Origin of the sequence: Sphingomonas sp. AAP5, from assembly GCF_004354345.1 — a bacterium.
GTDB lineage: Bacteria > Pseudomonadota > Alphaproteobacteria > Sphingomonadales > Sphingomonadaceae > Sphingomonas > Sphingomonas glacialis.
In genome coordinates this window covers 1,061,909-1,085,224 of sequence record NZ_CP037913.1, presented here as the reverse complement: position 1 = coordinate 1,085,224, position 23,316 = coordinate 1,061,909, and the positions used below count along the sequence as shown (strand labels likewise).

Sequence of the window (23,316 nt, the reverse complement as noted above, 5' to 3'; positions counted from 1 at the left end):
CGATTGGGGTGTTTCGACCTGATGACCATCTCCGAGCCCATCGACGCAAAGCGTGCCGCCAAACACGGACGTGCGCCCTTGCGGATCGCCGTTATCGCGCATCTTCGTCATCCGATTGCAATGCCGTTCATGGGCGGCATGGAAGCGCATTGTCATCAGCTCGTCACGGCGCTGGTCGCACGCGGCCATGATGTCACGCTGTTCGCCAGCGGCGACAGCGACCCTGCGCTGCCGCTTCACCCCATCGCCGAACGCCATTACGAGGCCGTGCTGCCGTGGGCGCAATGGCACGGAACACGCGACCTCACCGCATTCCAAGACGTCGCCTTCGGTCACGCCTGGGACGAGATCGCCGGAGGGGACTTCGATATCGTTCACAACAACACGATGCACCCGACGTTGCACGTGCTCGCCAAGCGCGATCGCAAACCGATGGTGACGTCGCTCCACGTCCCTCCTTTCGCGGGCCTCGCCGACTCGATCGCGGCCAATATTGCAGCCTGGATGCTTCAGACGACCACGTCTCGGGCGCATCTGGCAACGTGGTGGACCACCCCGCCCGACACAGCCTCGGTCGTCCATAACGGCATCGACACCGCACGCTGGCAATTCCGCTCGACCGGCAACGGTCGGGCGGTCTGGGCGGGGCGCATAACGCCGAACAAGGGCACCGCCGTCGCGCTCGAGGCGGCGCGTCTGGCCGGCATAGGCCTGGACGTGATCGGGCCGATCGACTGCATGGATTACTTCACCGATCACGTCGCACCGCTGCTCGACGAGGCCCGGGTCTATCACGGCCATCTGGGCGGCGAGGCGTTGGTCGATGCGATCGGCGCGGCATCGGTCTTGCTCTCGACCCCGATGTGGGACGAACCGTTCGGCCTGATCGCCGCGGAAGCGCTCGCGTGCGGCGTCCCCGTCGCAGCGCTCGATCGCGGGGCGATGCGCGAAGTCGTGGGCGATTGCGGCGCGCTCGCGACCGACGCCGCGACGCTTGCCAAGGCTATCGGTCGCGCCCGAGCGTTTCCGCGTGCCGCATGCCGGGAACGCGTGACACGCGAGTTCTCGCTGACATCGATGCTCGACGGGTATGAAGCCGCCTATGCCGCCGCGATCGCGGGCGCGCGCGCCTCGAGCTGCGCCAGCACGACCGAGGTGCTCGCATAGGGCTGGTCGGCCTGCTGGCGGGTCAGCGCCAGATCGTCCTCGCCGACTTCCCGCAAACGAACATGCTCGCCGTCGCGCAGCGTGATCAAGCCCATCAGCGTGAACGCCTTGAGCCAATGCTCCATCGTGAAATGCCCCCATTTGTCGCGGAAGCGCGCGGCGTTGGCGATCACGCTGTCGATATGGTGGACGGGCGGCATGTGGTGCGGGTGGTATTGATGATAGACTCGCGCGCCGCGCACCCAGTTGATCGGCACGCCCGCGGTCATCGCGACGCGCCCGAAATCGGTGTCCTCCCCGCCGTAACCGACATAGCGTTCATCGAAGCCGCCGAGTGCGACGAACGTCGCACGCCGCATCGCGAAGTTGAGCGACCAGAAACAGCGATAGTCGGTGCAATCGCCCAGTGCCTCGACCGGTGGCCCCGCCCGGTCCGAATGCTTGACCCCGATCGCGGCGAACCGGTCGAAATCGAGCCCCTCTGCGGTGGCGCCCGACGGCAGGTACAACACCTCCCCCATCAGCACGGCATCGACCGATCGCAACTGCGTGCCATAGTCCGCGACGAGCGAAGGCTCGGGAATGCAGTCGACGTCAAGAAAGATCAGATTCTCGCCATGCGCGGCCTGGGCGGCGGCATTCCGCGCCGATGCCAACGGGATGCCGTCGGCCCCCATCAGGATCTGCCGCACCGGAAACCGCGTCTCGGGCAAGTCATACGCCTCGTTTTGCATCACCGCGATCACCAACTCGTCGGGCGTTTGCGTCTGCAGATCGAGGGCACGGACGACGTTGACCAAATGCGCCGAGCGACCATGGGCGAGCGTACAGATCGAGACGGTCATGACAGGCTTTCACAAAGGAGCTGATCGACAGGGGCGAGTTCGGGCGATGCGGCAACCCGGGGCGGCGTCCAGGCCGAGTCCGCGACGCGCGACAGCCATGCGGCGACATCCCGTGCCGCAGTGGCGTCGTAGAGCGCGCGTTGCCGCGACAGGTCGAGCGACGCAGCGTGCGCCCAGGCCTGGGTCCAGGCGCCGACATGCGACGGCCAATGCTCGAGCATGGTCGCCGTGCCGGCTTGATCGAGCATCCGCGCTTTCCACAGCTGTTCGTCGAAATAGCGCCATTCGGGCACGACGATCCACGGGCGCCCGACCGCCGCTATCATATGGACCGTCGTATTGCCGGCCGAGGAGACGACGCGATCCGCGGCCGCGATATACAGCGCGGGCGTATCGACCCACCCGAGATGCCGGAGGTTGCCGGGCGCCGTCGCGTGCCACTCGTGTTCGACCGACCCGATCGTCAGCCAGAGCACGTTCGGCTCGGCCCGCGCGCCAAGCGTGAGCGGGGTCGCGGGCGTGCCGGTACCCCCGCCCCCGGCGATCACGACGACGATCTCGGCATCGAGCGGCAGGCCAAGCGCAGTCCGCGCAGCGTCGCGCTCGATCGTGTCGACCGCAACCCCAACGCCCGGCGCATAGTGCGTCTTTGCGAGCATCCACGCCGGCCGCCCCGGCTGTTCGAGCGTCGGCGCATAGGGTGCCAAGATCCCCAGCGCCGATTCATACGCCGCCATATGCCCCGGATCGTTACGGTCGCCGTGCTGGAGGACGCTTATGCACGGAACCGACGCGATCCGGGCGAGCTGCGCGAGTTCGGCCGATACGTCGGTGATGAACAGTGCAGGCTGGGCGGTATCGAACCACGACGCGATGACCGCGACAGCGTGCGTGATGCTCTTCCAGCCGAGCGGCGCGCAATGGAGGTTCGCGGGCGTCGGTGCGTTTGCCAGACCGGCCGGCTCGTCGCCGACCGCTTCGAACAGCGACGGGATCGTGCGCACCGTGACGTTCGCAGCAAGCGGCGGGAAGATGTCGGCGCGCGCCGAGAACAGCACTACCGGACGGTCAGCGGGCAAGGCATTGACGATCGCCGCGGCGCGTTCGGCATGGCCGCGCCCCTGATGATGGACGAAATAGCCGATCGGCCGCGTCATGCCGCGCGCGCCATGGCAAAGGCGCGCATACCCTCGACGACGCCGGCGGCATGCGCGCGGCGTGCGAGGTAGATCGTCGGACGCCCGATCAGTTCGGCAAGCTCGGTGCTGTAATTGGCGACGAGGATGCCGTTCTGGCACTGCGCGAGCATATCGAGATCGTTGCCGCTATCGCCGGCGGCATAGACCTGATCGGGCGCGACGCCCAAGGCGAGCGCCGTCCATTGCATCGCGGCACCCTTGCCAGCGCGCGTCGGAACGATGTCGAGCAACCGCCCGTGACTGTGGATCACGCGCACCGGCAGATCGGCGACCGCGCTGCGGATGGCAGCGACCACTGCGGGCTCCTCGGCGAAATAGCTGCGCTTGTGGCGGCGTTGCTCGACCGCCGGCTGGCGCTCGACGCCTGCAAGACCCGAGACGCGCGCATCGATCGCCGCCGGATCCCAGCCGCGATCGATGTGCGCGGCATAGTCGGCGTCCGCGACGAGCCGCGCACCGTGACGCCAGTAGATTTCAGCGCCGACCGAGGTGATCAGGACGTCGGGCGCGGGTTGCCCCCATTCGCCGAGCAAGCGCTCGGCTTCCTGCAGCGATCGCCCGGTCGCAACCCCGAAGGCGAGGTTGGGTTCAGCCTCGAGATACGCCGCCATGCCGAGCGCTCCGACGGTGCACCCCGTCAGCGTATTGTCGATATCGCAGAGCAATAAGCGCGAGGGGCGCGGTTTCGCCGGGGCGACTGCGGCGAGACCCTCGACGATGGCGACGAACCGCGCCGCATAGCCATGCCAGTCGAGCGCCCGCGCATTTACGCGTCCGGCGCTCGACGCCCGCGCCCATGCCACCTCGTCGTCGAGCAATGTGGTGATCGCAGCCGCGAAGCTCGCAGGATCGCGCGGATCGGCGACCAAGCCGTGGCCCAGTCGCGCGACGATGTCGGCAGGACCGCCGTGACACGTCGCCACCACCGGCAGACCGTGCAGCGCGGCTTCGGTCAGCGTCAGTCCGTAAGGTTCGGTCAGCGCGGGATTGACGAAGATGCCCCGCGTTTCGCGGGCAAGCGCGTAGAGCGCGGCAACATCGTCGGCGGTATGGCGCTTGGGCAGCGCCAGCGTCCCGTAAAGATCGTGGCGGTCGAGTCCGGCCAGCAGGCCCGCGATCACGCTGCGCTGTTCATCCTCGCCGGTGTGGGGGCCGTCGCGCAGACCCGCAACGATCACCAGATTGGCGCGATCGCGTAGCCCGGCATCGCCCGCGAAAAGGTCGATCAGCCCGCCGAGGTTCTTTTTCGCGACGGGCCGCGCGATCGCGAGGATCATCGGCTTGTCGGGATCGCGCAGGAACGGCGCGATCAACGCGCGGGCGCGGGTCAAATCGCTTGGCGTGGTATGCGCGAGCCCGGCCCCGGGCGGGACACAATGGATCTTTGCGGGGCACGCCGCGGGATACGCCATCAGCTGCCGCTCGGCTTCGTCGCGCGAGGATGCAATGATCGCATCGGCGGCAGCGATCGCGCGGTTCTCGTCGGCGATCCGGGGCGCGATCGCCTCGCTAAGCCCCGTCGCATGGTTCGCCTTGTCGATGCCGAGCGAGTGCGCGGTGTAAAGGAACGGGATGCCGAACCGATCGCGAACCGCCGCAGCGACGTCGGCCGCGTCGGCGAAATGGGCATGGATCACATCGGGGCGCCGCTCGAGCGTCGCGATGTGCGCGATCAACGCCGCGGCGAAAGCGGGACGATCGGCCGCCGCAGCGCCCTTGCAGAGGTATTGCCGATCGGCGGTTCCGATGCGACGGATCGCGAGTTTTTCGGTGATCGGCTCGAACGGGACCGCATAGGCCGCGCCCAGAATCCCGTCTTCGATCAAGCGCGTGACGATCTCGACCCGGTTGACATCGCCGCGTTGCGCCAACGCCTGGGCGGCCCCCAGCGCATAGGTAATATGTCCACCGGTATCTTCGGTCAGGCCGAATTCGATGGGCGGGCCTTTAAGGCACCCGCCAAGGGCAATCGACATGATGAACAAGGGACGCAAAACCTCAAGTCACGGGATAGGTGCCCCTGCCGGAGCCGACCCCATTAACGCAGGGTTCATGGTGAGGTTGCGCATGCGAACCCCAATTGCCCTGGATTTTATATTGATTTGCATCAGCGCGAAGGCTCCTACTCTTTAGTGGGCGGGTATTTCGACGCATGACATCGCCCTGCACTCACGGCCTGAGGCGTCGAATCCGCGAGACACGCGTTCAGCGGTGATGTGGAGGTCGAGAATGCGCGCAGAAAATAAAATACCCAGCGGACCTGGGCAGAGTGGCATCGTCGAAATCGGGCACGATTGGATCCTTCGGACCGCTCTCATTTTCCCCGCGTCAGGTCGCCCATGCAAAGTCTCATAGCGATCCCGACCTACCAGCGCGCGCATCAGATCGTGCGTGCCGTCGAAGCGGCGTTGGCGCAATCGCAGCACGACGTCGGCGTCGTCGTGATCGACGATGGATCGACCGATGAAACCCAAGCCGCGTGTGCGCAGTGGTTCGGCCATCCCCGCTTCGGCTACATCAAGCTCGACCGGAACCTCGGCACGGCGGCTGCCAAGAATGTCGCGCTTGCGCTGTTCGCGTTCGATGCGATCACCTTCCACGATTCCGACGACATTCCGCATATCGACAAGCTGCTCCGCCAACAGCGCACGCTCGCGCGCACCGGTCTCGTGGCTGCCGATTGCGCGCCCTGGCATCTTGCAGGCGGCGGCCAGGTTGCGGATGCGCCGGCCGAACTCGACTTGGTGCTGACCGCACATCGCTTCGTCTCCGCGGATGGTCGCGCGGCGCGCATCGCCCGCACGCTGTCGCTGGTCGAGGATTTCTTTCCCAATCTGCAATTCTCCGCAGGGCCGCCCGGCGACTGGGTGTTGATCAACAGCGGGCTGTTTCGGCGTGATCTGTTCACCCGGATCGGCGGCTATGCCGAGAGCGTCGAGGAAGATCGCGACCTGCGAAACCGCGCGCTGATGGCTGGCGCGCATATCTGGTTCATCGACGATGTCCTGCTCGACAAATACGAGCAACCCGATAGCCTGACCGCAGCCACCGCGACGGGCTATGCGAGTGCCCGGCGCAGGGACGATCGCACGGCCTTGTGGCAGACGATCGCCGACTGGCGTCCGGGAACCACGCCCGCCCCAGTCCCGATCGATCTCGCCGACCTAGGCATTGCGTTTGCGTCTCTGCCGCAACCCCTAATCGTAGCCACCGACATCGCGCTGACGCCAGCGACGCGCGTCCGGCTCGACGCCATCGTGGCGGAACTCGCATGAGCCAGTCGCTGCTCGTCATAGCGCCGCATGCAGACGACGAAATCCTGGGCGCGGGGGCGATCATGGCGCGCGCCGCGCAGGCCGGTGCGCGGGTTGCCGTCATCGTCGCGACCGACGGCGCGGCGTCCGACCCCGGGCGCGACGCCACGACCTTGGCGAGCCTGCGGCGCGAAGAATGCCGGGCCGGGCTCGAGCGCATGCTGGGATATGTCCCCCCGCTCCTCTTCCTCGACCAACCCGATGGCGGCCTGTCGAGCACCGCAATCCCCCGCCCCCAGATGGCCGCGCTCGCGGCATTTGTCGCAGACGCTGCGCCGGATACGATTCTCGTCACCGATCCTGCCGACGGGCACCCAGATCACAAGGCCGCGTTCGGCCTCGCCAGCCGCATCATCGGCTCGGGTACCGGCCGGGTGCTTCAAGTGATGCCGGTGAGCCAGCGAGTCGATCGCCGGTTCGACCCGACTGGCTATGACGCCACCCCGGTCGGGGATTTCGCCGCGCGCAAGCGGGCAGCCCTCGCCTGTCACCGGAGCCAGCTCGACCCGGTTGCGGGATTTTCGCTCGCGCCCGACATTTGCGACGCGTTCACCACGGTCGAATATGTGCGGACCGCCTATGACCGCCTCGACCGGAGCAACGACGCGATCCCTGCCGCGCATTTCGATTCGCTGTTCACGCAGTCGCCCGACCCGTGGCGCTATGACAGCGAGCCCTATGAGCGCGATCGTTTCCAGCGGACGGTCGCCGCGCTGTCCGGGCGCCGGTATCGCTCCGCGCTCGAACTGGGCTGCGCGAACGGCGCGCTGACCGAACAGCTCGCGCCGCTGTGCGACCGGTTGCTCGCGACCGACGCTTCGCTGGCCGCACTCAGCGCGGCACGCGATCGCATCGGCGCGCGCGCGAACGTCGTGCTCGAGCAGCGGACGATGCCGCAGGACATGCCCGACGCGCGCTTCGACCTGATCGTCGCGAGCGACATGCTGTATTATCTCGGCCTCGACGGCGTTGTCGCGCTGATGGCCGCAATCGAACGGTCGGCCACGCCCGATGCGCGCGTCTTTTTGGCCAGCTATCTCGGCGAGACCGAGACCATCATAACCGGCGAGATGGCCGCCGAGATCGCGATCGCGCATCTTCCCGGCTGGACGCGGATCCACGCCGAACGCACCGATCGACTCAGGATCGACGTGATGGCCCGGGTATGATCAGCGATATCGTCGCCATCGCGATACCCGCTTACGATGAAGCCGACCGGATCGGGCGATGCCTCGACTCGCTCGCCGCGCAGGACGATCCCGGGCCGATCGTCGCGGTCGTCGTCGCCAACAATTGCAGCGATGCGACCGCCGCGATCGCGCGCGCGCCGCGCGCGATCCAAGTCCATGTCATCGAGCACGCCTTCGCCGATCACGAACGCGGCGCGGGTGCCGCGCGGCGCATGGCGATGGCGCAGGCTGCGCAGCTTGGGACGATCGTGCTCACCACCGATGCCGACTGCGTTGCCGATCGCGACTGGGTCCGCGCGCATCGCGCGGCCTTTGCGGGCGGCGCCGATGCGGTGGCGGGGCGGGTCAGCGCGGACTGGTCGGAATTGTCGCTCCACCCCGCCCCCGCGCTGCGGATCGGCGAGCTCGAATGGACCTATCTCGGCCTGATCGCCGAGGCCGAGCCGCTGTTCGATCCGCTCGTGCACGACCCCGCCCCCCGCCACGCCCAACGCTGCGGCGCAAATCTTGGCATAACGCGCGCGATGCTCGAGCGGGTCGGCGGGGTGCCCGCGCTGGCGACCGGCGAAGACCGCGCGCTGCTGTCCGCGGTCGAGCTGGCGGATGGTCGCATCCGCCACGATCGCGCGCCGCATGTCACGGCCTCGGCTCGCTTGGTCGGACGCGCCGGCGGTGGCATGGCCGACGCGTTGCGCCTGCGGCTGGCGGCCGACTATCTGTGTGATGACCAGCTCGCGCCTGCCGATGCGCTGGTTGCGATGTGGCGAGCGCGTCATGCCGCACGCGCCACATGGCGGGCCGATGCGACGGATCGATCGACCTTCGGCGCCGCGTGGGCGGCGACCGTGCGCAAATCGCATATCGCCCCCCGGCTGCGCCCGGCCGACCTCCCTGCCGAAATCGACCGCCTGCGCGACTGGATAGCCTCGAATGCCTGAGACGATATTGGCCGATGATCTGCTCGCGGCGATCCGCGCTGGCGACGAAGCGCTCGATCGCGGTGAGCGCGGACCGACGCGCGAACTCGCGCTGCTCGCCGACGCCGGTTTGCTCTCGGCGCCCTTACCGGCGGATCGTGGTGGCCGCGGTTGGGGAACGAGCGCGCCAGGCGCAGAGCCGATGCTCGCGTTGTTGGCGACGCTGGGCGGCGCCAGCCTCCCGCTTGCGCGGATCTATGAAGGGCATGTCAACGCGATCAAGCTCGTCCTGCGCCATGGGGACCGGAGCCAGCAGGACCGGGTCTGCGATGCGGTCGTCGCGGGCGCGATCCTCGGCGTCTGGGGTGCGGAGCGCGATCAACCGGTCAGCATCGACGCCGACGGGCTGCTGACGGGGGTCAAGACGTTCGCCTCGGGGCTCGGCGACGTGACGCTCGCCATCGTCACCGCGCGAGTCGCCGATGGGCTGCGGATGGTGCTGACCGACGCCACCGATCCCGCGCGCGGCGAAATCCTCGATTGGGACGTCGACGGCATGGTCGGCAGCCAGTCGGGCCGGTTCGAGTGTACGGGGCTCCCGGCGGGGCCGGCAGACTGCCTCGGCGCGGTCGATGCGCTGTTCATCGAGCCCGATTTCAACGGCGGAGTGTGGCGATTGTGCGCTTGCTATGCGGGCGCGATGGAGCGGTTGGCGCGCTTGACCTCCTACCAGGTGGACCGGACAGGCAGTCGCGGCGACCCGCTCGCCGCGCATCGGCTCGGGCATCTGGCGATGGAGGCGAAGGGCGCCGCATTGTGGGCCCGCGCCGCCTGCCTCGCGGTGGAAACCCTGCAAGCGCCCCCGGGCGAGGCGGTGGCGACCACCTTGTTCGCGCGCGAAGCGATCGAGCAAGCCGCAACGCGCCTGCTGGCGCTGGTCGAGCGCATCAACGGCACCGCGATGCATCGCCGCGGCAGCGAGATCGGTCGGCTGTCGCGCGATCTTCGCCTGTATCTCCGCCAGGCCGATCTCGACGGCAAACTACGCGTCGCGACGGCGGATTGGTTCGTCGCTTAGCCAAAATCGAGCTGCCGGTCGGGCCTCGGCGCGGTCGGGATACCGGTCACGGTGCCCTACGAGAGACCAGCCGAAAAAGTTCGATGACGGACTCGAGGCAGCCTTGCCAAGCGTGCACTAGCCGCGGCCCGCGCCGCTATACGAACCTGCGCTATGACGGGAATGTCCCGGCGCGCCCCGGTCTGCTGCCGCAATCGGCGAGTGACGGCGGGCGCATCAGCCTGCATGGCGGTTGCAAGACTTTCAGGGAGGATCCTACGATGAGCTTTTGCGACGCGGTATGGGAAGACGTTGCCCCGCTGCGACAGTCCATCCTCGCGCAGCCGTTCCTCGCAGAACTCGCCGACGGATCGCTCGCGCCCGACAGCTTTCGGCATTACATCGTGCAGGACAGCCTGTATCTGGCCGAGTACGCACGCGTCCTGGCGATCGCCGCGGCGCGGGCGCCCAGTGCTGCGGCTCGGCTCGAATTTTCCGACGGCGCCAAGGTTGCGGTGCAGGTCGAGGAAATCCTGCACCAGACTTTCTTCGGACACTTCGATATCACTCCCGCGATGGTGGCCATGAGCGAGCCAAGCCCGGTCTGTCTCGGCTATACCGGATACCTTGCGAGCCTCGCTGCCACGCGGAGCTACGAGGAACTGATCGCCGGGATCCTGCCTTGCTTTTCGGTGTATTGGGAGGTTGGATGCGCGATCAAATCGATCGCCGGATCGCCCAACCCGTACGAGGCGTGGATCACCACCTATGCCGACCCCGGGTTCGGCGAAGCAACGCGTCGGGTCAGCGCTTTGGTGGACCACGCCGCAAGCCTTGCGACGCCATCGGTCCGCGCGGCAATGGCCAAGGCTTTTCGTACGGCCACCCGCTACGAATGGATGTTCTGGGATTCCGCCTATCGGCAGCTCGACTGGCCGATATAGCATCTCGATTACGCGCGCCCCTTGGCGTCGATACGCCCTTCACCCCGTCGGAGTCTGTTGGCTGACCCCGACCATCTGCCAGCGCTCGGCCGCGTAATCTGCTGTTCTACGGTTCGCTGCGTGCGAAATCGACCCGCCAAAGTGCTTAGCCGGGCGAGGTAGGGCCTTCCCGCTCGCTCCGGTCGCGGCCGGCGCGCTGCCAAGGCCAGCAGCCTTCGATCTCGGTCTCGAGCGAGAAGCTGAGAAAGGTCCGGATCACGATGATGCCGCCGAGCAGCGCGACGCTCTGGACGGTGAGCGGTGCGGTGATCGTCGAGATGATGTCCGCTCCGACCAGCAACTCGAGCCCGAGCAGGATCCCGCGACCGAGGTTGGACCTGCAGTCCTGATAGGCGGCCTGCCACTGGCCACTGCGCGCTCCCGATCGCACGAACAGGACCGCCGCCAGCGCGACCCCGCCGATGATGATTCCGACGCCGACGAGTTCGAGCAGCTTGGCGAGCTGATCGACGAAGGCGTGCGCCCCAGCGGTGTTCATCCCATACCTCCGCGCGGGTTCAAGTCGCGCCTTTCGAAAGACCGCGTCGCGCTCACCCTTCGATGCCCCGTTCGCGTGCCCAGACGATCGCCGCACTGCGGCGGTTGACGCCGATCTTCGCGTACAACCGCGCCACATGGTTACGCACCGTGTTGCGCGACAGCGCGAGCTTTTCCGCAATGCCGCTATCGTCGACGCCCTGGCAGATCAGTTCGAGCACCTCTCGCTCGCGTGGGCTGATATCGGCAGCATCCTTTTTCACCAGTGCCGCGCCGCGCGGGCCTCGCAGCGTCGCCAGCTTGTCCATGATCGAGCGACTGAGCCAATTGGCGTCCTTCATCACCGCCTCGATCGCCTCGACCAGTTCCAGCTCGCTTCGCCGGCGGGCGCTGATGTCCTGGTAGAGCCAGAGCACGCACTCGTCGCTGCGCACGCTGATCCGTTCGGCCGAGACGATGCAGTCGACCGGCTCGCCGTCCTTGCCGATCACGCGGACGTCATGCCCGCGAAAGCCGCTGCGCGACACGATCTCCGCCTCCAGCCCCTCGCGCTGCGCGGCGTCGTTCCAGAGCTGCAGATCGTCCGCGACCTTGCCGATGGCATCGTGCCCGGAATAACCGGTCAGGCGCCGGAACGCGTCGTTGACGTTGATGATGCGATAGTCGTCGCCCTTCGTCACCACCATCGCGACGGGCGCCATGTCGAACACCGTCGCGAAATGCTGCTCGCTGGTCTCCAGTGCACGCTCCGCCCGGCGACGCGGCTCGAGATCGGCGAAGGTGAACAGCAGGCACGGGTCGTTTTCGACCTCGATCGGCTGACCGGCAAGGATGACGAGCTTGGTCGATCCGTCGGCGAGCGGCAGCTCGGCCTCGAGCTGCGGGATGACCTTGCCCGCCGCGACGCAGTCCTTGACGTGGTCGCGCCGATCGACGTTGGCCAGCAGGTCGAGCTCGAACAGGCTGCGACCGACGATGTCGCCGCGATGATAGCCGCCGAGATCCAGGAAGCCCTGATTGACCCGGACATAGCGCTGGTCCGACACGCGGACGATGATCGCGGGCGCGGGATTGGCCTGGAACATCGCCTCGAAGCGGTCCTCCGCGTCGAAGCGCTCCGACACGTCGTGGATGACCAGCGCAAGGCAGTCGGGTTCGCCGCCATCGTCGTCCATCGCGACGTCGCGCACCTGATGGACCCAGCGCGGGGTGTTGCTGCCGAGCGGCGCGACCTCGACGATCAGGTCGGGGAAGCTCTCGCCCGCGAGCAAGCGCACGAGCGGATATTCGCGGCGCGGCAGGCGGCGCTGGTCGCGGTAGCGCAGGCAGAAGCGCTGCGCATAATCGTCCGCCGTGGCGCCCAGATCCTCGACCCTGTCGACGCCGTGCATTTCCAGCGCAGCGGCATTGGCGCTGAGGACGACGCCGGTCGGGTCCATCAGAATGACGCCGGCGAGCAGACTTTCCATCAACTGCTCGAGATGATGGAGCGTGGGACCGTGAACGGGGCGATTTGTGCGAGAGATCATCGTGTCGAAGCGCAAGACAGCGCTGCAAGTTCCCTCTCCAGCGCGGCAATATACCAATCGTGCTGATGCGAAACAACCAATCCGAGCCGTGGCCGCGGATGGCGGAACCGGAACATCGACGCCTTCCCCTTGGTTTTAGTCGCCTTACCAAAACTGGAGGGCTTTACCTATGAACCTTATCATTCTTCTCGTCGTCGGCGGCCTCATCGGCTGGGTTGCCAGCATGATCATGCGGACCGACGGCCAACAGGGGATCATCCTCAACGTCGTCGTCGGGATCGTCGGCGCGCTGCTCGCCGGCTTCGTCATCACCCCGCTCATCGGCGGCGCGTCGATCATGGATGGCGCCATCAATATCCAGTCGATCCTGGTGTCGCTGCTCGGCGCGGTCGTGTTGCTTGCGATCGTCAACCTTCTTCGTCGCGGCACCGTTCGCTGAGGGACAACGCGGCGATCCGGCTCCGGATCGCCGCGGCATTTTTAGGATCGCGGTGCAGTCGGTACCGATCAGAGGAGAGCAATCGTGAAGCGTATCATTTTGGCCGCCGCCGCAGTCGCGGCATTGTCGTCGAGCGCGTTCGCGCAGTCCGGGCATCCCGGATCGCACAACCCAGCCATCAAGGACAGCGACGTCGGTCATGTCGCGACCCCGGCAAGCGGCAGCAATTCGTTCACCGAAGCGCAGGCCCGCGGTCGGATCGCCAAGGCTGGCTATGCCGGCGTCTCGAAGCTGGCGAAGGACCGCGACGGCGTCTGGCGTGGCGTGGCGATGCGCCATGGCAAGCGGGTGCAAGTCGGGCTCGACTATAAGGGCAACGTTACAACCCGCTAAGCGACACCTTCAGGAGAGACATCATGACCAAGACCATCACCCGCCTGTTTGATAGCTATGCCGACGCGACCAACGCGGTGAACGAACTCGAACGGCTCGGCGTCCCGCACGACCACCTCAGCATCATCGCCAACTCGCGCGACCATACCGACCGTGACGGCACGACCGGCATCGACGACGTCAATGACGACGGTGACGTGACGCGTGGCGCCTCGACCGGCGCGCTGCTGGGCGGCGCGGGCGGCTTGCTCGCTGGCCTCGGTCTGCTCGCAATCCCAGGCCTGGGTCCGATCGTGGCGGCGGGCTGGCTCGCGTCCACTGCGGTCGGCGCTGGCATCGGCGCGGCCGGTGGCGCAGCAACCGGTGGGGTCGTCGGGGCGCTGAAGGAAGCGGGCCATACCGAGGAAGAGGCAAACGTCTATTCCGAGGGCGTACGCCGCGGCGGCACTTTGGTCAGCGCGCGAGTCGACGATGCGCTCGCAGCCGATGCCGAGGCGGTGCTCGAGCGCAACAAGTCGGTCGAGGCCACCACGCGCGGCGCCGCCTATCGCCAGTCGGGCTGGAACAGCTTCGACGACACGGCGCCCGCCTACACCGACGACGACGTTGCGGCCGAGCGCGCGCGCTACGGCAACACGTCGAGCCTCTGATCGCGCAGACGGTCCGTCCTTTAGGGGACGGACCGTACTTGCAGCACCAAGCCCCAGGCATGGCCTCTCGGTCGTCCTGAGCAGCGTCCCGCTACCAGTCCGCCCCCTCACCCTGTTGGGGCGTTTGAAGCTGGTCTGCCTTGCCTCGGCCTCTGACCCGCGATCAAATATGACGTTTTTCGTTGCATCGCGCAGTCGAGATCAAGTGACGTGGCGCCACAACCGCCGTTAGGCCTGTCATGATCTTTCGAGCGCATGGCACTTGCGCGAACCCGCATTCCAGGCGCAAGGAAAGGTCGTGGTGGGGTGATGGTAATGCGAATTTCGGACACCGTGTTGTTGCCGCGCCCTAGCGACGATCGCGTTGCGGATGCTGATTTCGACTCAGGTGGCATCGATCGATCGTTTCTCCTCAAGGCGATCGGCGCGCTGACCCCCGCCGTCGCGCTGGCGGCATGTGGCGGCGATGGCAGCTCCAGCGCATCCAGCAGCAGCCCGCCGCCACCGATCGTGGTGGCGCAAGCCATCACGTCCAGCCAGGCGAGCCGCTTTCTAGCGCAATCAACGATGGGTGCGACGCGCGCCATGATCACCGAGGTCGTGTCGTCCGGTTTCGATGGCTGGTTGACTGCACAGTTCGCGCGAGCCCGGACGACGACGCATTGGGACTGGCTGGTCGCAAACGGCTACAACGCCGCCGCCAACATCAATAGCCAAACCGGCTTCGATCCGACGATGTGGCGTGGGATGATTTCCGACCCCGACCAGCTGCGCCAGCGCGTCGGCATGGCGCTGCTCGACATGCTGGTGGTCGGCATCGACGGGGTGAACGTCAACTGGAAGGCATTTGCGACGGCCGCCTATGTCGACGTGCTGCTCGACAACGCCTTCAGCACGTATCGCCAGATCCTTGGCGCGATCACCACCAATCCCGCGATGGGATCGTTCCTCACCTTCCTCGGTAATCGCAAGGCCAATGCGACGACGGGATCGCAGCCCGACGAGAATTACGCGCGCGAGCTGATGCAGCTGTTCACGCTGGGGCTCTACCAGCTCAACATGGACGGCAGCATCAAGACCGCGAACGGTGCCCCGCTCGAGACCTATACTCAAGCCGACGTCTCGGGCCTCGCGCGCGTGTTCACCGGCCTCTCGCTCGCCTCGAGCAGCACGACCACGCCCGATGTCTACCGAGCCCCGCTGGTGATGAACGCGGCGCTCAACGAGACCGGGAGCGCCAGCTTTCTCGGCACCAGCGTGTCGGGTGGCGGCATGGCGGCGGTCAACACCGCGCTCGACACGATCTTCGCGCATCCCAACGTACCGCCCTTCGTCTCGAAGCAGCTCATCCAGCGATTGGTCACGAGCAATCCCTCGCCGGGCTATATCGGGCGCGTGGCGGGAGTGTTCGCCGACAACGGCAAGGGCGTGCGCGGCGACATGCAAGCGGTGCTCCGCGCGATCCTGCTCGATACCGAGGCGCGCAGCGACGCCACGCTGAGTGCGACTGCGGCGGGCAAATTGCGCGAACCCGTGCTGCGACTGACGAGCTGGGCGCGCGCTTATGGGGTCACATCGCCGTCTGCCGCCTGGGCGATCGGCGACACGTCGAGCACGACGACGCGGCTCGGCCAGGCGATGGGGCGCAGCCAGACGGTCTTCAACTGGTTCCGCCCCGGCTACACCCCGCCCGACACCGCGATCGCCACCGCCGGGCTCGTTGCGCCCGAGTTCCAGATCACCAACGAACAGTCCGTCGTCGCCTATGTCAATTTCATGCAGACGCTCGTCGCCAGCGGGATCGGCGACGTAAAGGCCGACTATACCGATATCCTGACCAAGGCATCGGATAGCGCAGCGCTGGTCGACGAGGTCAACACGGTGCTGGCGGCGGGGCAATTGTCCGCGACCACCATCGCTTCGATCAAGAGCGCGGTGGATAGCGTCGCGGCGAGCGCGACCAACGGAGCGAGCACCCGTGTTCAGATCGCGATCCTCCTGGCGCTTGCGTCGCCCGATTATCTGACGGTGAAGTGACATGAGCGTTTTCGATCACGATGAGTCACGGCGCGCATTCCTTCGCCGGTCGGCGCAATTGGGGCTGGCGGGCGTCGCGACACCGTTCGTGACCAGCCTTGGCGCGATCGGCGAAGCGGCAGCAGCGACGGCGGGCGACTACAAGGCGCTGGTCTGCATCTTCCTGTACGGCGGCAACGATTACGCCAACACGCTGCCGCCCTACGACGCGGAGAGCTATGCGCTCTATCAGGCGCAGCGCTCGAACATCGCACACGCCCGCGATGCGCTCGCGGCGACCGCGCTCAGCCCGACCAACAGCCTCGGCGGGCGGCAATATGCGATGGCGCCGACGATGGCGTCGCTGCTCCCGGGGTTCAACGCCGGCAAGATGGCGGTCGCGCTCAACGTCGGCACGCTCGTCCAGCCGACGACCAAGGCGCAGTACAGCGCCGCCTCGGTCCGGCTGCCGCCGAAATTGTTCAGCCACAACGACCAGCAAAGCTATTTCCAGGCATCGAGCCCCGAAGGCGCGACCTCGGGCTGGGGCGGGCGGATGGGCGATCTGTTCGAAAGCGGCAACGGCACCGCGACGCTGACGTGCATCAATGCCAGCGGCAATGCGGTGTACCTCGCCGGCAAACAGGCGATCCAATATGCGATCGGCACGGGTGGCCCGACCGCGCTGATCAACAATGCGACGAGCCTCTACGGCTCGACCACCGCCGCATCGACGCTGCGCACGCTGATGACCGCGTCCTCGGGCAACATCCTCGCCAACGAACACGGCAAGGTGAGCGCGCGGGCGCTCAACCTCTACAGCCAGGTCTCGAGCGCGCTGGCGAGCGCACCCGCGGCGAACTTCCCGCTCTTTCCGACGACCAACGCGCTCGCGCTGCAATTGCGCATCGTCGCGCAGATGATCTCGGTGTCGCAAACGCTGAGCGCCAAACGGCAAGTGTTCTTCGTTTCGCTCGGCGGCTTCGACATGCACCAGAACCTCGCCACCGCGCATCCGACACAGATCGGGCTCGTCGCCGATGCGATGCGCGCTTTTTACGACACGACCGTCGCGCTTGGCGTGTCCAACCAAGTGACTGCCTTCACCGCGAGCGATTTCGGCCGCACGCTCGTGTCGAACACCAGCGGTGCCGATCATGGCTGGGGCTCGATGCACTTCGTCATGGGCGGCGCGGTCAACGGCCGGAAGATCTACGGCACCCCGCCGGCGATCGGCAACGGCACCGCCGACGATGTCGGACAAGGCCGCCTGCTGCCGACGATCTCGGTCGATCAATATGCCGCGACGCTAGCGAGCTGGTTCGGCGTGTCGGCCGGCGCCATGCCGACGGTGTTGCCGAACATCGGCAATTACAATCCGTCGTCCTGGAATCTCGGTTTCGTCTGATCTCAGCGTAGGAGTCGCGGCGTCATCGTGGAGCGAATGCCTGCCAATTGACCCACAAGCCGTCTCTCCCGGCTGCATTTCCGAGCAAACTTTAGACACGCATGCATCAGTCGCGCACGCCGGTCCCTTCGACGAGCAGGTGTCGGCGCCGTTCGGCTCGGATCGAACTGCTCGCAGCATCGAGAGGGAAACTTCGAGTACCCCTGCCAACCCAGGTACCGATTGTGTATCGGGTGCGTATGCAGATGACCTTATCCCCTTCCCGACCCCGGTACGAAGCGGCCAGTATGTCGTCCCGGAAGGGTTGAATGGCGCTCGGCGTCAGACAGGGTCGTGGCGGTGTTCCGCCCCGGCCGACCAGCTGGCGCGAGCGGCTCGGTGCGTTGCGCAACCTGCCACCGTTCCTTGCAATGGTGTGGGACAGCAGTTGGCAGCTGACCGCCACGACCGTGGCCGTACGGTTGGTGCGTGCGTTGCTTCCGGTGGCGACGCTGTTTGTCGGCAAGCTCATCATCGACGAGGTCGTGCATTTAAGTCACCTCGCAGTTCGCCCCGATAGCCTCGCGGGTTGGCTGGGCTCCGGTCTGCTCGGCCGGCTCGAGGTGCTGCTCCTGGTCGAGTTCGCTCTGGCGGTCGCCTCCGATCTCCTCGGCCGCGCCGTCTCGCTGGTCGACGGGCTGCTCTCCGACCGTGTCAGCAACGACGCGAGCGTACGGCTGATGGAGCACGCCGCCACCCTCGATCTCGCCGACTTTGAAGACGCAGCCTTCCAGGACCGCATGGATCGCGCGCGCATGCAGGCGAGCGGGCGCATGTCGCTGATGGGGCAGCTGTTCGGACAGGTACAAGACATCGTCACGGTATTGAGCTTCGCCGCCGGCCTGGTCGTCTATGCGCCGTGGCTGATCGTCCTGCTCGCCATCGCGCTGGTACCCTCGTTCCTCGGCGAGGCGCACTTCAACGCGCTGAGTTACGCGCTCAGCTACGTCCGCACGCCGCAACGCCGCGAGCTCGATTATGTCCGCCAGGTCGCGGCAAGCGCGGACACGGCCAAGGAGGTCAAGATCTTCGGCCTCAGCCCGTTCCTGATCGACCGGTATCGCACCATCTCACGCGACACCTACCAGGCGAGCAGACGGTTGGCGCTGCGCCGCGCAGTCTGGGGCTCCGGCTTCGCAGCCCTCGGTACGATCGCCTATTACGCCGCCTACGCCTACATCGCCTGGCGCGCGGTGAGCGGGGTCATCACGATCGGCGACCTCACCTTCCTCGCTGCCTCGTTCCTGCGGCTTCGTGGGCTATTGGAAAACTTGCTCACCGGCTTTTCCTCGACCGCTGGGCAGGCATTGTACATCGACGACCTGTTCTCCTTCTTGCGGACCGAGCCGGGCATCCGCTCGCCCGCGGGAGCGCTGCCGTTCCCGGATCCGGTCCGGCAAGGCTTCGTCTTCGAGGATGTGGGCTTCCGCTATGCAGGTGCCGAACGATGGGCGGTGCGGCATCTGTCGTTCACGTTAGCTCCGGGTGAGGTGCTGGCGTTGGTCGGCGAGAACGGGGCTGGCAAGACCACCCTCGTGAAGCTGCTCTCGCGGCTCTATGATCCTGTAGAGGGCCGCGTCCTGCTCGATGGACGCGACCTGCGCGACTACGACCTCGACGGCCTGCGCGCCGCGATCGGCGTGATCTTCCAGGACTTCGTACGCTATAATCTGCCCGCCGCCGACAACATCGCGGTCGGCCGTATCGAAGCGCGTGGCAATCGCGAGCGGATCGAGGCTGCGGCATCCGCCGCGCTCGCCGACGGTGTGGTTGCCAACCTGCCGAACGGCTACGACCAGATGATCGGCAAGCGGTTCCAGGGCGGCGTCGACCTGTCGGGCGGCGAGTGGCAGAAGATGGCGATCGCCCGCGCCTACATGCGCGACGCCCAGGTGTTGATTCTTGACGAGCCCACGGCGGCGCTTGATGCGAGAGCGGAGTATGAGGTGTTCCAACGGTTCCGCGAGTTGAGCGCCGGACGCTCGGCCGTGCTGATCTCGCACCGCTTCTCCAGCGTGCGAATGGCGGATCGGATCCTCGTCCTCAGCAACGGTCGTGTCGAGGCATCCGGGACCCATGGCGATCTGCTCGCTGCCGGCGGCCGCTATGCCGAGTTGTTCGAACTCCAGGCCGCGGGCTATCGGTGACGGGCACCTGCCCGAATTGCAGTACTCGGCAATCCGCGTTGGCGGCACCTTGAACCTTATGCGCTGAATGGGGCGCGGCGGCCTATGTCCTCCTCCCTCACGCGGGCGATCGAAATTGCGTTGCGGGCGACAGTGCCGAACGGCTCGTCCGACTCCGACAGCACAGCCTTCCCGTTCGTGACTGCGCCCCACGGCGGCGGTTGCCGAATGCGCACTCCCGAAATGCGTTTCCTCCTCTGCGGGTTTTATCGAGAAACCACGGCGACTTGATCTTTCTTGGCCAGTTCGGTTTCTAGTTTTGCAAGCTCGGTTTGGGCTCGGTCGGAGTTACGCTACGGCAGCCGCGACACATCGGGGTGAACGGGCGAACCATGCGCCCCTCCTCACGCAGATCCGCTGCGCGCGGCCGCGCCGGAGTTGCGAACGTCAGTTCTCTGTGGAAATGTCGCTTCATGACCATGACCGGGGTTCACGACCCATATCTCGTCTCCCTGTCGATCGTGATCGCGATTATCGGATCGTTCACCGCGCTCAGTCTCGCGAGCCGGATCCGGCGCTCGAGCGGCCGTTCCCGCGCCGCCTGGCTCGCGGCGGCTGCGGCTGCGCTGGGGGGCGGGATCTGGTCGATGCACTTCGTCGCGATGCTCGCATTCAGCATGCCCGGCATGTTGATGCGCTACGAGCTCGCCCCGACCCTGCTCTCGCTATGTCTCGCGATCGGGTTCACCGGCGCTGGCCTGGCGATCGTCGATTGGCAGCGCGCGTCGGTTTCCAAAATGCTCGCGGCAGGCCTGTTGATCGGCACTGGCGTCGCTTCGATGCACTATCTTGGGATGGCGGCGATGCGTATGCCCGCGACCCTGCGCTACGACACGCGATGGGTTGCCGTTTCCGTTGCGATCGCGATCGTCGCTGCGACATTGGCCGTCTGGCTGGCGGGTCGCGATCAGCGATCGGGCGGCCGCGCGGGAGCCTCGGTCGTCATGGGGTTCGCCATCGCCGGCATGCATTACGTCGGAATGTACGCAGCGACGTTCACGCGGTCGCGCGGCGTCGGCGAGGCGAACGGGCTTGCGAGCCTGGGACAGGCGTACCTGGCGACCGCGATCGGCTTGGTCACGCTGTTCGTTCTGCTGCTCGGCCTGGCGGCGGTTTGGGTCGAGCACCTCTTGCGGACAAGCGCCGAGCGCGAGGAACGCCTGCACTTCTTCAGCGAGTTGAACGACCGGCTGCTCCGGTCGTCAGACGCATGGCATGCGATGAGCGCCGCCTCGGAATTGCTCGGGCGCAAGCTGAGCGCATCGCGCTGCGCCTACGCAGACGTCGATCGCGACGGCGACCGGTTCTGGATCCGGAGCGACTATACCGCGCCGGGACAGGAAAGTTCGGTCGGGGCATACAGTCTCGACCTGTTCGGGCCCCGCGCATCGCAGAACCTTCGCGCCGGGGAGGCGGTCGTCTTGCGCGATATCGCCCGCGAACTTGAGCCCGGCGGTGGGCGCGAGATGTTCCAGGGCATCTCGATCGACGCGATCATCTGCTGCCCGCTGATCGGCGGCGACGGTCAGCTTTCGGCTATAATGGCGGTGCATCAGGACCACCCGCGCGATTGGACCGCAAACGAGATCCTGCTCGTCAAGGAGGTGGTCGAGCGGTGCTGGGCGCATGTCGGGCGGATCGGCGCGGAGGCGCGGCTGCGGGAAAGCGAGGAGCGCCTGCGGCTCGCGGTCGACAATGCCGAGATCGGCTTCTGGGATCTGGACGTCGTCAACGACGCCTTGGTCTGGCCCGCGCGCACCAAGGCGATGTTCGGCATCTCTCCCGACGTTCCGGTCACGCTGACGGACTTTTACGAAGGCTTGCACCCCGAAGATCGCGAACCGACCGCCGTCGCGTTCACCGCGGCGATCGATCCCGGCCAGCGCGCGCTCTACGACGTGGAGTATCGCACGGTCGGCAAGGAGGACGGGATCGTCCGCTGGATCGCCGCCAAGGGTCGCGGCGTCTTCGACGAAACGGGGCGCTGCCTCCGCGTCGCGGGCACGGTCGTCGAGATCACGGGGCGTAAGCGGGCCGAGGAAGCACTGCGCGAGCTCAACGCGACGCTGGAAGCCCGCATAGCGACGGCGCTCAAAGACCGCGAGGAAGTGCAAGAGGCGCTGCGCCAGAGCCAGAAGATGGAAAGCATGGGTCAGCTGACCGGCGGCGTGGCGCATGATTTCAACAACCTGCTCACGCCGATCATCGGCAGCTTGGACCTGCTCCAGCGCAAGGGCGTCGGCGGGGAACGCGAGCAGCGTCTGATCGCGGGCGCGATGCAATCGGCGGAGCGCGCGAAGATCCTCGTTCAGCGATTGTTGGCGTTTGCGCGGCGTCAGCCGCTCCAACCCGTGGCGGTCGACATCGGCAAGCTCGTGAGCGGGATGGGCGAGCTCATATCGAGCACCACCGGCCCCCAAGTCCATGTGGTGATCGACGCAGGCGCCGACCTACCCTGCGCGCGCGCCGACCATAACCAGCTCGAAATGGCCATCCTAAACCTCTCGGTCAACGCGCGCGACGCGATGCCGGATGGCGGCACGTTGCGCCTGTCGGCGAGCACCGCGGCCATTGGGCAAGGCCACCGCTCTGGTCTCAACCCCGACCGCTATCTCTGCATTGCAATCTCGGACACCGGATCCGGAATGGACGAGGCAACGCTCGCGCGCGCGACCGAGCCATTCTTTTCCACCAAGGGTGTGGGCAAAGGGACCGGCCTGGGCTTGTCGATGGTCCACGGACTGGCCTCGCAGCTCGGCGGCGCGCTCACGCTGCACAGTCAGACCGGCGTCGGCACGACCGTCGAGCTGTGGCTACCGGTGAGCGCCGGGGAAACACCGGTCGAGATGGCCGTCGAAAAGATCGTTTCGCACGTCGCCACCGGCACCGCACTGGTCGTCGATGACGAGGATTTGGTGCGCATGACCACCGCGGACATGCTGATCGATCTGGGATATCACGTCATCGAGGCAAGCTCGGGCGAGGGAGCGATGCGGTTGATCGGCGCGGGCGTTCGATTCGATGTGCTCGTGACCGACCATCTGATGCCGGGGATGACCGGCACCGACCTCGCTTACGCCGTGCGCGACCTGTCCCCGGAGCGCCCAGTGCTCATCGTCTCGGGTTACGCGGAAACAGCCGGGATCGACGCCACCCTTCCGCGGCTGACGAAACCATTCCGTAGGGACGACCTGGCAGCGGCCTTGAGCCAGTTGAGAAACTGAAACGGGCGGCGCGGCCCCAGGACGACATCCACGTGGTCCCGAAGCTGCGCAACCCCGGCCACTTGTCTCGCTCTCGTTTTGCGCCGAACTGACCGCGTCCTGCTGCTCGGGCTTCATCCGGTCGGTGTCAGCGACTGCCGACGGGGGATGGGCTTCGGGTTCGCAGACGGGATTGCGCTGGACGTTCTCGTACAGAGCCAGGTCATGCGCAGCCAATGTGACCGCGGACGTTGATCGCAGCTAAACTCCGTCACCTCGCGCT

The 23,316-nt window shown here is 66.5% G+C and carries 18 protein-coding genes; 13 read left to right on the top strand and 5 right to left on the bottom strand.

The window, feature by feature from the left end:
- Positions 1–21 precede the first annotated feature (21 nt).
- The gene (locus E2E30_RS05000) at positions 22–1,167 is read left to right on the top strand and encodes a glycosyltransferase (RefSeq protein ID WP_240699040.1); all 1,146 of its coding nucleotides are present in this window, start codon (positions 22–24) and stop codon (positions 1,165–1,167) included.
- Here E2E30_RS05000 and E2E30_RS04995 read toward each other — a convergent pair.
- The 3 genes from E2E30_RS04995 to E2E30_RS04985 are packed head-to-tail and all read right to left on the bottom strand — an operon-like array spanning position 1,101 to position 5,187.
- Positions 1,101–2,012 carry a galactosyltransferase-related protein gene (locus E2E30_RS04995; protein ID WP_133187793.1) on the bottom strand — a complete coding sequence of 304 codons (912 nt, stop codon included), beginning with the start codon at positions 2,010–2,012 and terminating at the stop codon, positions 1,101–1,103. The two genes, E2E30_RS05000 and E2E30_RS04995, sit on opposite strands and share 67 nt — an antisense overlap.
- The gene (locus E2E30_RS04990; RefSeq protein WP_133187791.1) at positions 2,009–3,169 is read right to left on the bottom strand and encodes a glycosyltransferase; all 1,161 of its coding nucleotides are present in this window, start codon (positions 3,167–3,169) and stop codon (positions 2,009–2,011) included. The genes E2E30_RS04995 and E2E30_RS04990 overlap by 4 nt, the downstream gene beginning before the upstream one ends.
- On the bottom strand, positions 3,166–5,187 hold the full coding sequence (locus tag E2E30_RS04985; RefSeq protein ID WP_133187789.1) for an HAD-IIB family hydrolase: 2,022 nt from the start codon (positions 5,185–5,187) through the stop codon (positions 3,166–3,168). The genes E2E30_RS04990 and E2E30_RS04985 overlap by 4 nt, the downstream gene beginning before the upstream one ends.
- A gap of 363 nt (positions 5,188–5,550) precedes the next feature.
- On the opposite strand from E2E30_RS04985, the gene E2E30_RS04980 reads away from it, so the two are divergent.
- From E2E30_RS04980 to E2E30_RS04960, 5 genes are all read left to right on the top strand, one after another.
- Positions 5,551–6,486: a glycosyltransferase family 2 protein gene (locus E2E30_RS04980; protein ID WP_133187787.1), complete on the top strand. Its 936-nt coding sequence runs from the start codon at positions 5,551–5,553 to the stop codon at positions 6,484–6,486.
- Positions 6,483–7,694, top strand: a complete 1,212-nt coding sequence (locus E2E30_RS04975; RefSeq protein WP_133187785.1) for a bifunctional PIG-L family deacetylase/class I SAM-dependent methyltransferase — start codon at positions 6,483–6,485, stop codon at positions 7,692–7,694. Before E2E30_RS04980 ends, E2E30_RS04975 begins: the two co-directional genes overlap by 4 nt.
- Entirely contained in the window at positions 7,691–8,653 is a 963-nt protein-coding gene (locus E2E30_RS04970; protein ID WP_133187783.1) for a glycosyltransferase, read from the top strand. Before E2E30_RS04975 ends, E2E30_RS04970 begins: the two co-directional genes overlap by 4 nt.
- Entirely contained in the window at positions 8,646–9,710 is a 1,065-nt protein-coding gene (locus E2E30_RS04965; protein WP_133187781.1) for an acyl-CoA dehydrogenase family protein, read from the top strand. The genes E2E30_RS04970 and E2E30_RS04965 overlap by 8 nt, the downstream gene beginning before the upstream one ends.
- A gap of 260 nt (positions 9,711–9,970) precedes the next feature.
- On the top strand, positions 9,971–10,633 hold the full coding sequence (locus E2E30_RS04960) for a TenA family protein (RefSeq protein ID WP_133187779.1): 663 nt from the start codon (positions 9,971–9,973) through the stop codon (positions 10,631–10,633).
- A gap of 145 nt (positions 10,634–10,778) precedes the next feature.
- Here E2E30_RS04960 and E2E30_RS04955 read toward each other — a convergent pair whose 3' ends face one another.
- Positions 10,779–11,171, bottom strand: coding sequence for a DUF1622 domain-containing protein (locus tag E2E30_RS04955; RefSeq protein ID WP_133187777.1), 393 nt, complete (start codon positions 11,169–11,171; stop codon positions 10,779–10,781).
- 52 nt (positions 11,172–11,223) lie between these two features.
- On the bottom strand, positions 11,224–12,639 hold the full coding sequence (locus E2E30_RS04950) for a helix-turn-helix transcriptional regulator (RefSeq protein ID WP_240699039.1): 1,416 nt from the start codon (positions 12,637–12,639) through the stop codon (positions 11,224–11,226).
- A gap of 229 nt (positions 12,640–12,868) precedes the next feature.
- On the opposite strand from E2E30_RS04950, the gene E2E30_RS04945 reads away from it, so the two are divergent.
- The 7 genes from E2E30_RS04945 (at position 12,869) to E2E30_RS04915 (ending at position 23,054) form a co-directional block, all read left to right on the top strand.
- Positions 12,869–13,138, top strand: coding sequence for a GlsB/YeaQ/YmgE family stress response membrane protein (locus tag E2E30_RS04945; RefSeq protein WP_133187773.1), 270 nt, complete (start codon positions 12,869–12,871; stop codon positions 13,136–13,138).
- A gap of 84 nt (positions 13,139–13,222) precedes the next feature.
- Positions 13,223–13,531 carry a hypothetical protein gene (locus E2E30_RS04940; RefSeq protein ID WP_133187771.1) on the top strand — a complete coding sequence of 103 codons (309 nt, stop codon included), beginning with the start codon at positions 13,223–13,225 and terminating at the stop codon, positions 13,529–13,531.
- A gap of 23 nt (positions 13,532–13,554) precedes the next feature.
- On the top strand, positions 13,555–14,181 hold the full coding sequence (locus E2E30_RS04935; RefSeq protein WP_133187769.1) for a general stress protein: 627 nt from the start codon (positions 13,555–13,557) through the stop codon (positions 14,179–14,181).
- Between the two features lie 315 nt (positions 14,182–14,496).
- Positions 14,497–16,218, top strand: coding sequence for a DUF1800 domain-containing protein (locus E2E30_RS04930; protein WP_240699038.1), 1,722 nt, complete (start codon positions 14,497–14,499; stop codon positions 16,216–16,218).
- A 1-nt stretch (position 16,219) separates the two neighbouring features.
- Positions 16,220–17,605: a DUF1501 domain-containing protein gene (locus tag E2E30_RS04925; RefSeq protein ID WP_133187765.1), complete on the top strand. Its 1,386-nt coding sequence runs from the start codon at positions 16,220–16,222 to the stop codon at positions 17,603–17,605.
- Positions 17,606–17,913: 308 nt separating this feature from the next.
- Positions 17,914–19,791, top strand: coding sequence for an ABC transporter ATP-binding protein (locus tag E2E30_RS04920; RefSeq protein WP_133187763.1), 1,878 nt, complete (start codon positions 17,914–17,916; stop codon positions 19,789–19,791).
- Between the two features lie 452 nt (positions 19,792–20,243).
- Positions 20,244–23,054, top strand: coding sequence for an MHYT domain-containing protein (locus E2E30_RS04915; RefSeq protein WP_165954464.1), 2,811 nt, complete (start codon positions 20,244–20,246; stop codon positions 23,052–23,054).
- Positions 23,055–23,316: the final 262 nt, after the last annotated feature.

What these genes read in the sequence shown, in the direction of transcription:
- E2E30_RS04935 (WP_133187769.1), top strand. Translation starts at nt 13,555, where the DNA reads ATGACCAAGACCATCACCCGCCTGTTTGATAGCTATGCCGACGCGACC.
- E2E30_RS04985 (WP_133187789.1), bottom strand. Translation starts at nt 5,187, where the DNA reads ATGTCGATTGCCCTTGGCGGGTGCCTTAAAGGCCCGCCCATCGAATTC.
- E2E30_RS04950 (WP_240699039.1), bottom strand. Translation starts at nt 12,639, where the DNA reads ATGGAAAGTCTGCTCGCCGGCGTCATTCTGATGGACCCGACCGGCGTC.
- E2E30_RS04975 (WP_133187785.1), top strand. Translation starts at nt 6,483, where the DNA reads ATGAGCCAGTCGCTGCTCGTCATAGCGCCGCATGCAGACGACGAAATC.
- E2E30_RS04930 (WP_240699038.1), top strand. Translation starts at nt 14,497, where the DNA reads ATGCGAATTTCGGACACCGTGTTGTTGCCGCGCCCTAGCGACGATCGC.
- E2E30_RS04990 (WP_133187791.1), bottom strand. Translation starts at nt 3,169, where the DNA reads ATGACGCGGCCGATCGGCTATTTCGTCCATCATCAGGGGCGCGGCCAT.
- E2E30_RS04960 (WP_133187779.1), top strand. Translation starts at nt 9,971, where the DNA reads ATGAGCTTTTGCGACGCGGTATGGGAAGACGTTGCCCCGCTGCGACAG.
- E2E30_RS04915 (WP_165954464.1), top strand. Translation starts at nt 20,244, where the DNA reads ATGACCATGACCGGGGTTCACGACCCATATCTCGTCTCCCTGTCGATC.
- E2E30_RS04995 (WP_133187793.1), bottom strand. Translation starts at nt 2,012, where the DNA reads ATGACCGTCTCGATCTGTACGCTCGCCCATGGTCGCTCGGCGCATTTG.
- E2E30_RS04965 (WP_133187781.1), top strand. Translation starts at nt 8,646, where the DNA reads ATGCCTGAGACGATATTGGCCGATGATCTGCTCGCGGCGATCCGCGCT.
- E2E30_RS04980 (WP_133187787.1), top strand. Translation starts at nt 5,551, where the DNA reads ATGCAAAGTCTCATAGCGATCCCGACCTACCAGCGCGCGCATCAGATC.
- E2E30_RS04925 (WP_133187765.1), top strand. Translation starts at nt 16,220, where the DNA reads ATGAGCGTTTTCGATCACGATGAGTCACGGCGCGCATTCCTTCGCCGG.
- E2E30_RS04945 (WP_133187773.1), top strand. Translation starts at nt 12,869, where the DNA reads ATGAACCTTATCATTCTTCTCGTCGTCGGCGGCCTCATCGGCTGGGTT.
- E2E30_RS05000 (WP_240699040.1), top strand. Translation starts at nt 22, where the DNA reads ATGACCATCTCCGAGCCCATCGACGCAAAGCGTGCCGCCAAACACGGA.
- E2E30_RS04970 (WP_133187783.1), top strand. Translation starts at nt 7,691, where the DNA reads ATGATCAGCGATATCGTCGCCATCGCGATACCCGCTTACGATGAAGCC.
- E2E30_RS04920 (WP_133187763.1), top strand. Translation starts at nt 17,914, where the DNA reads ATGGCGCTCGGCGTCAGACAGGGTCGTGGCGGTGTTCCGCCCCGGCCG.
- E2E30_RS04955 (WP_133187777.1), bottom strand. Translation starts at nt 11,171, where the DNA reads ATGAACACCGCTGGGGCGCACGCCTTCGTCGATCAGCTCGCCAAGCTG.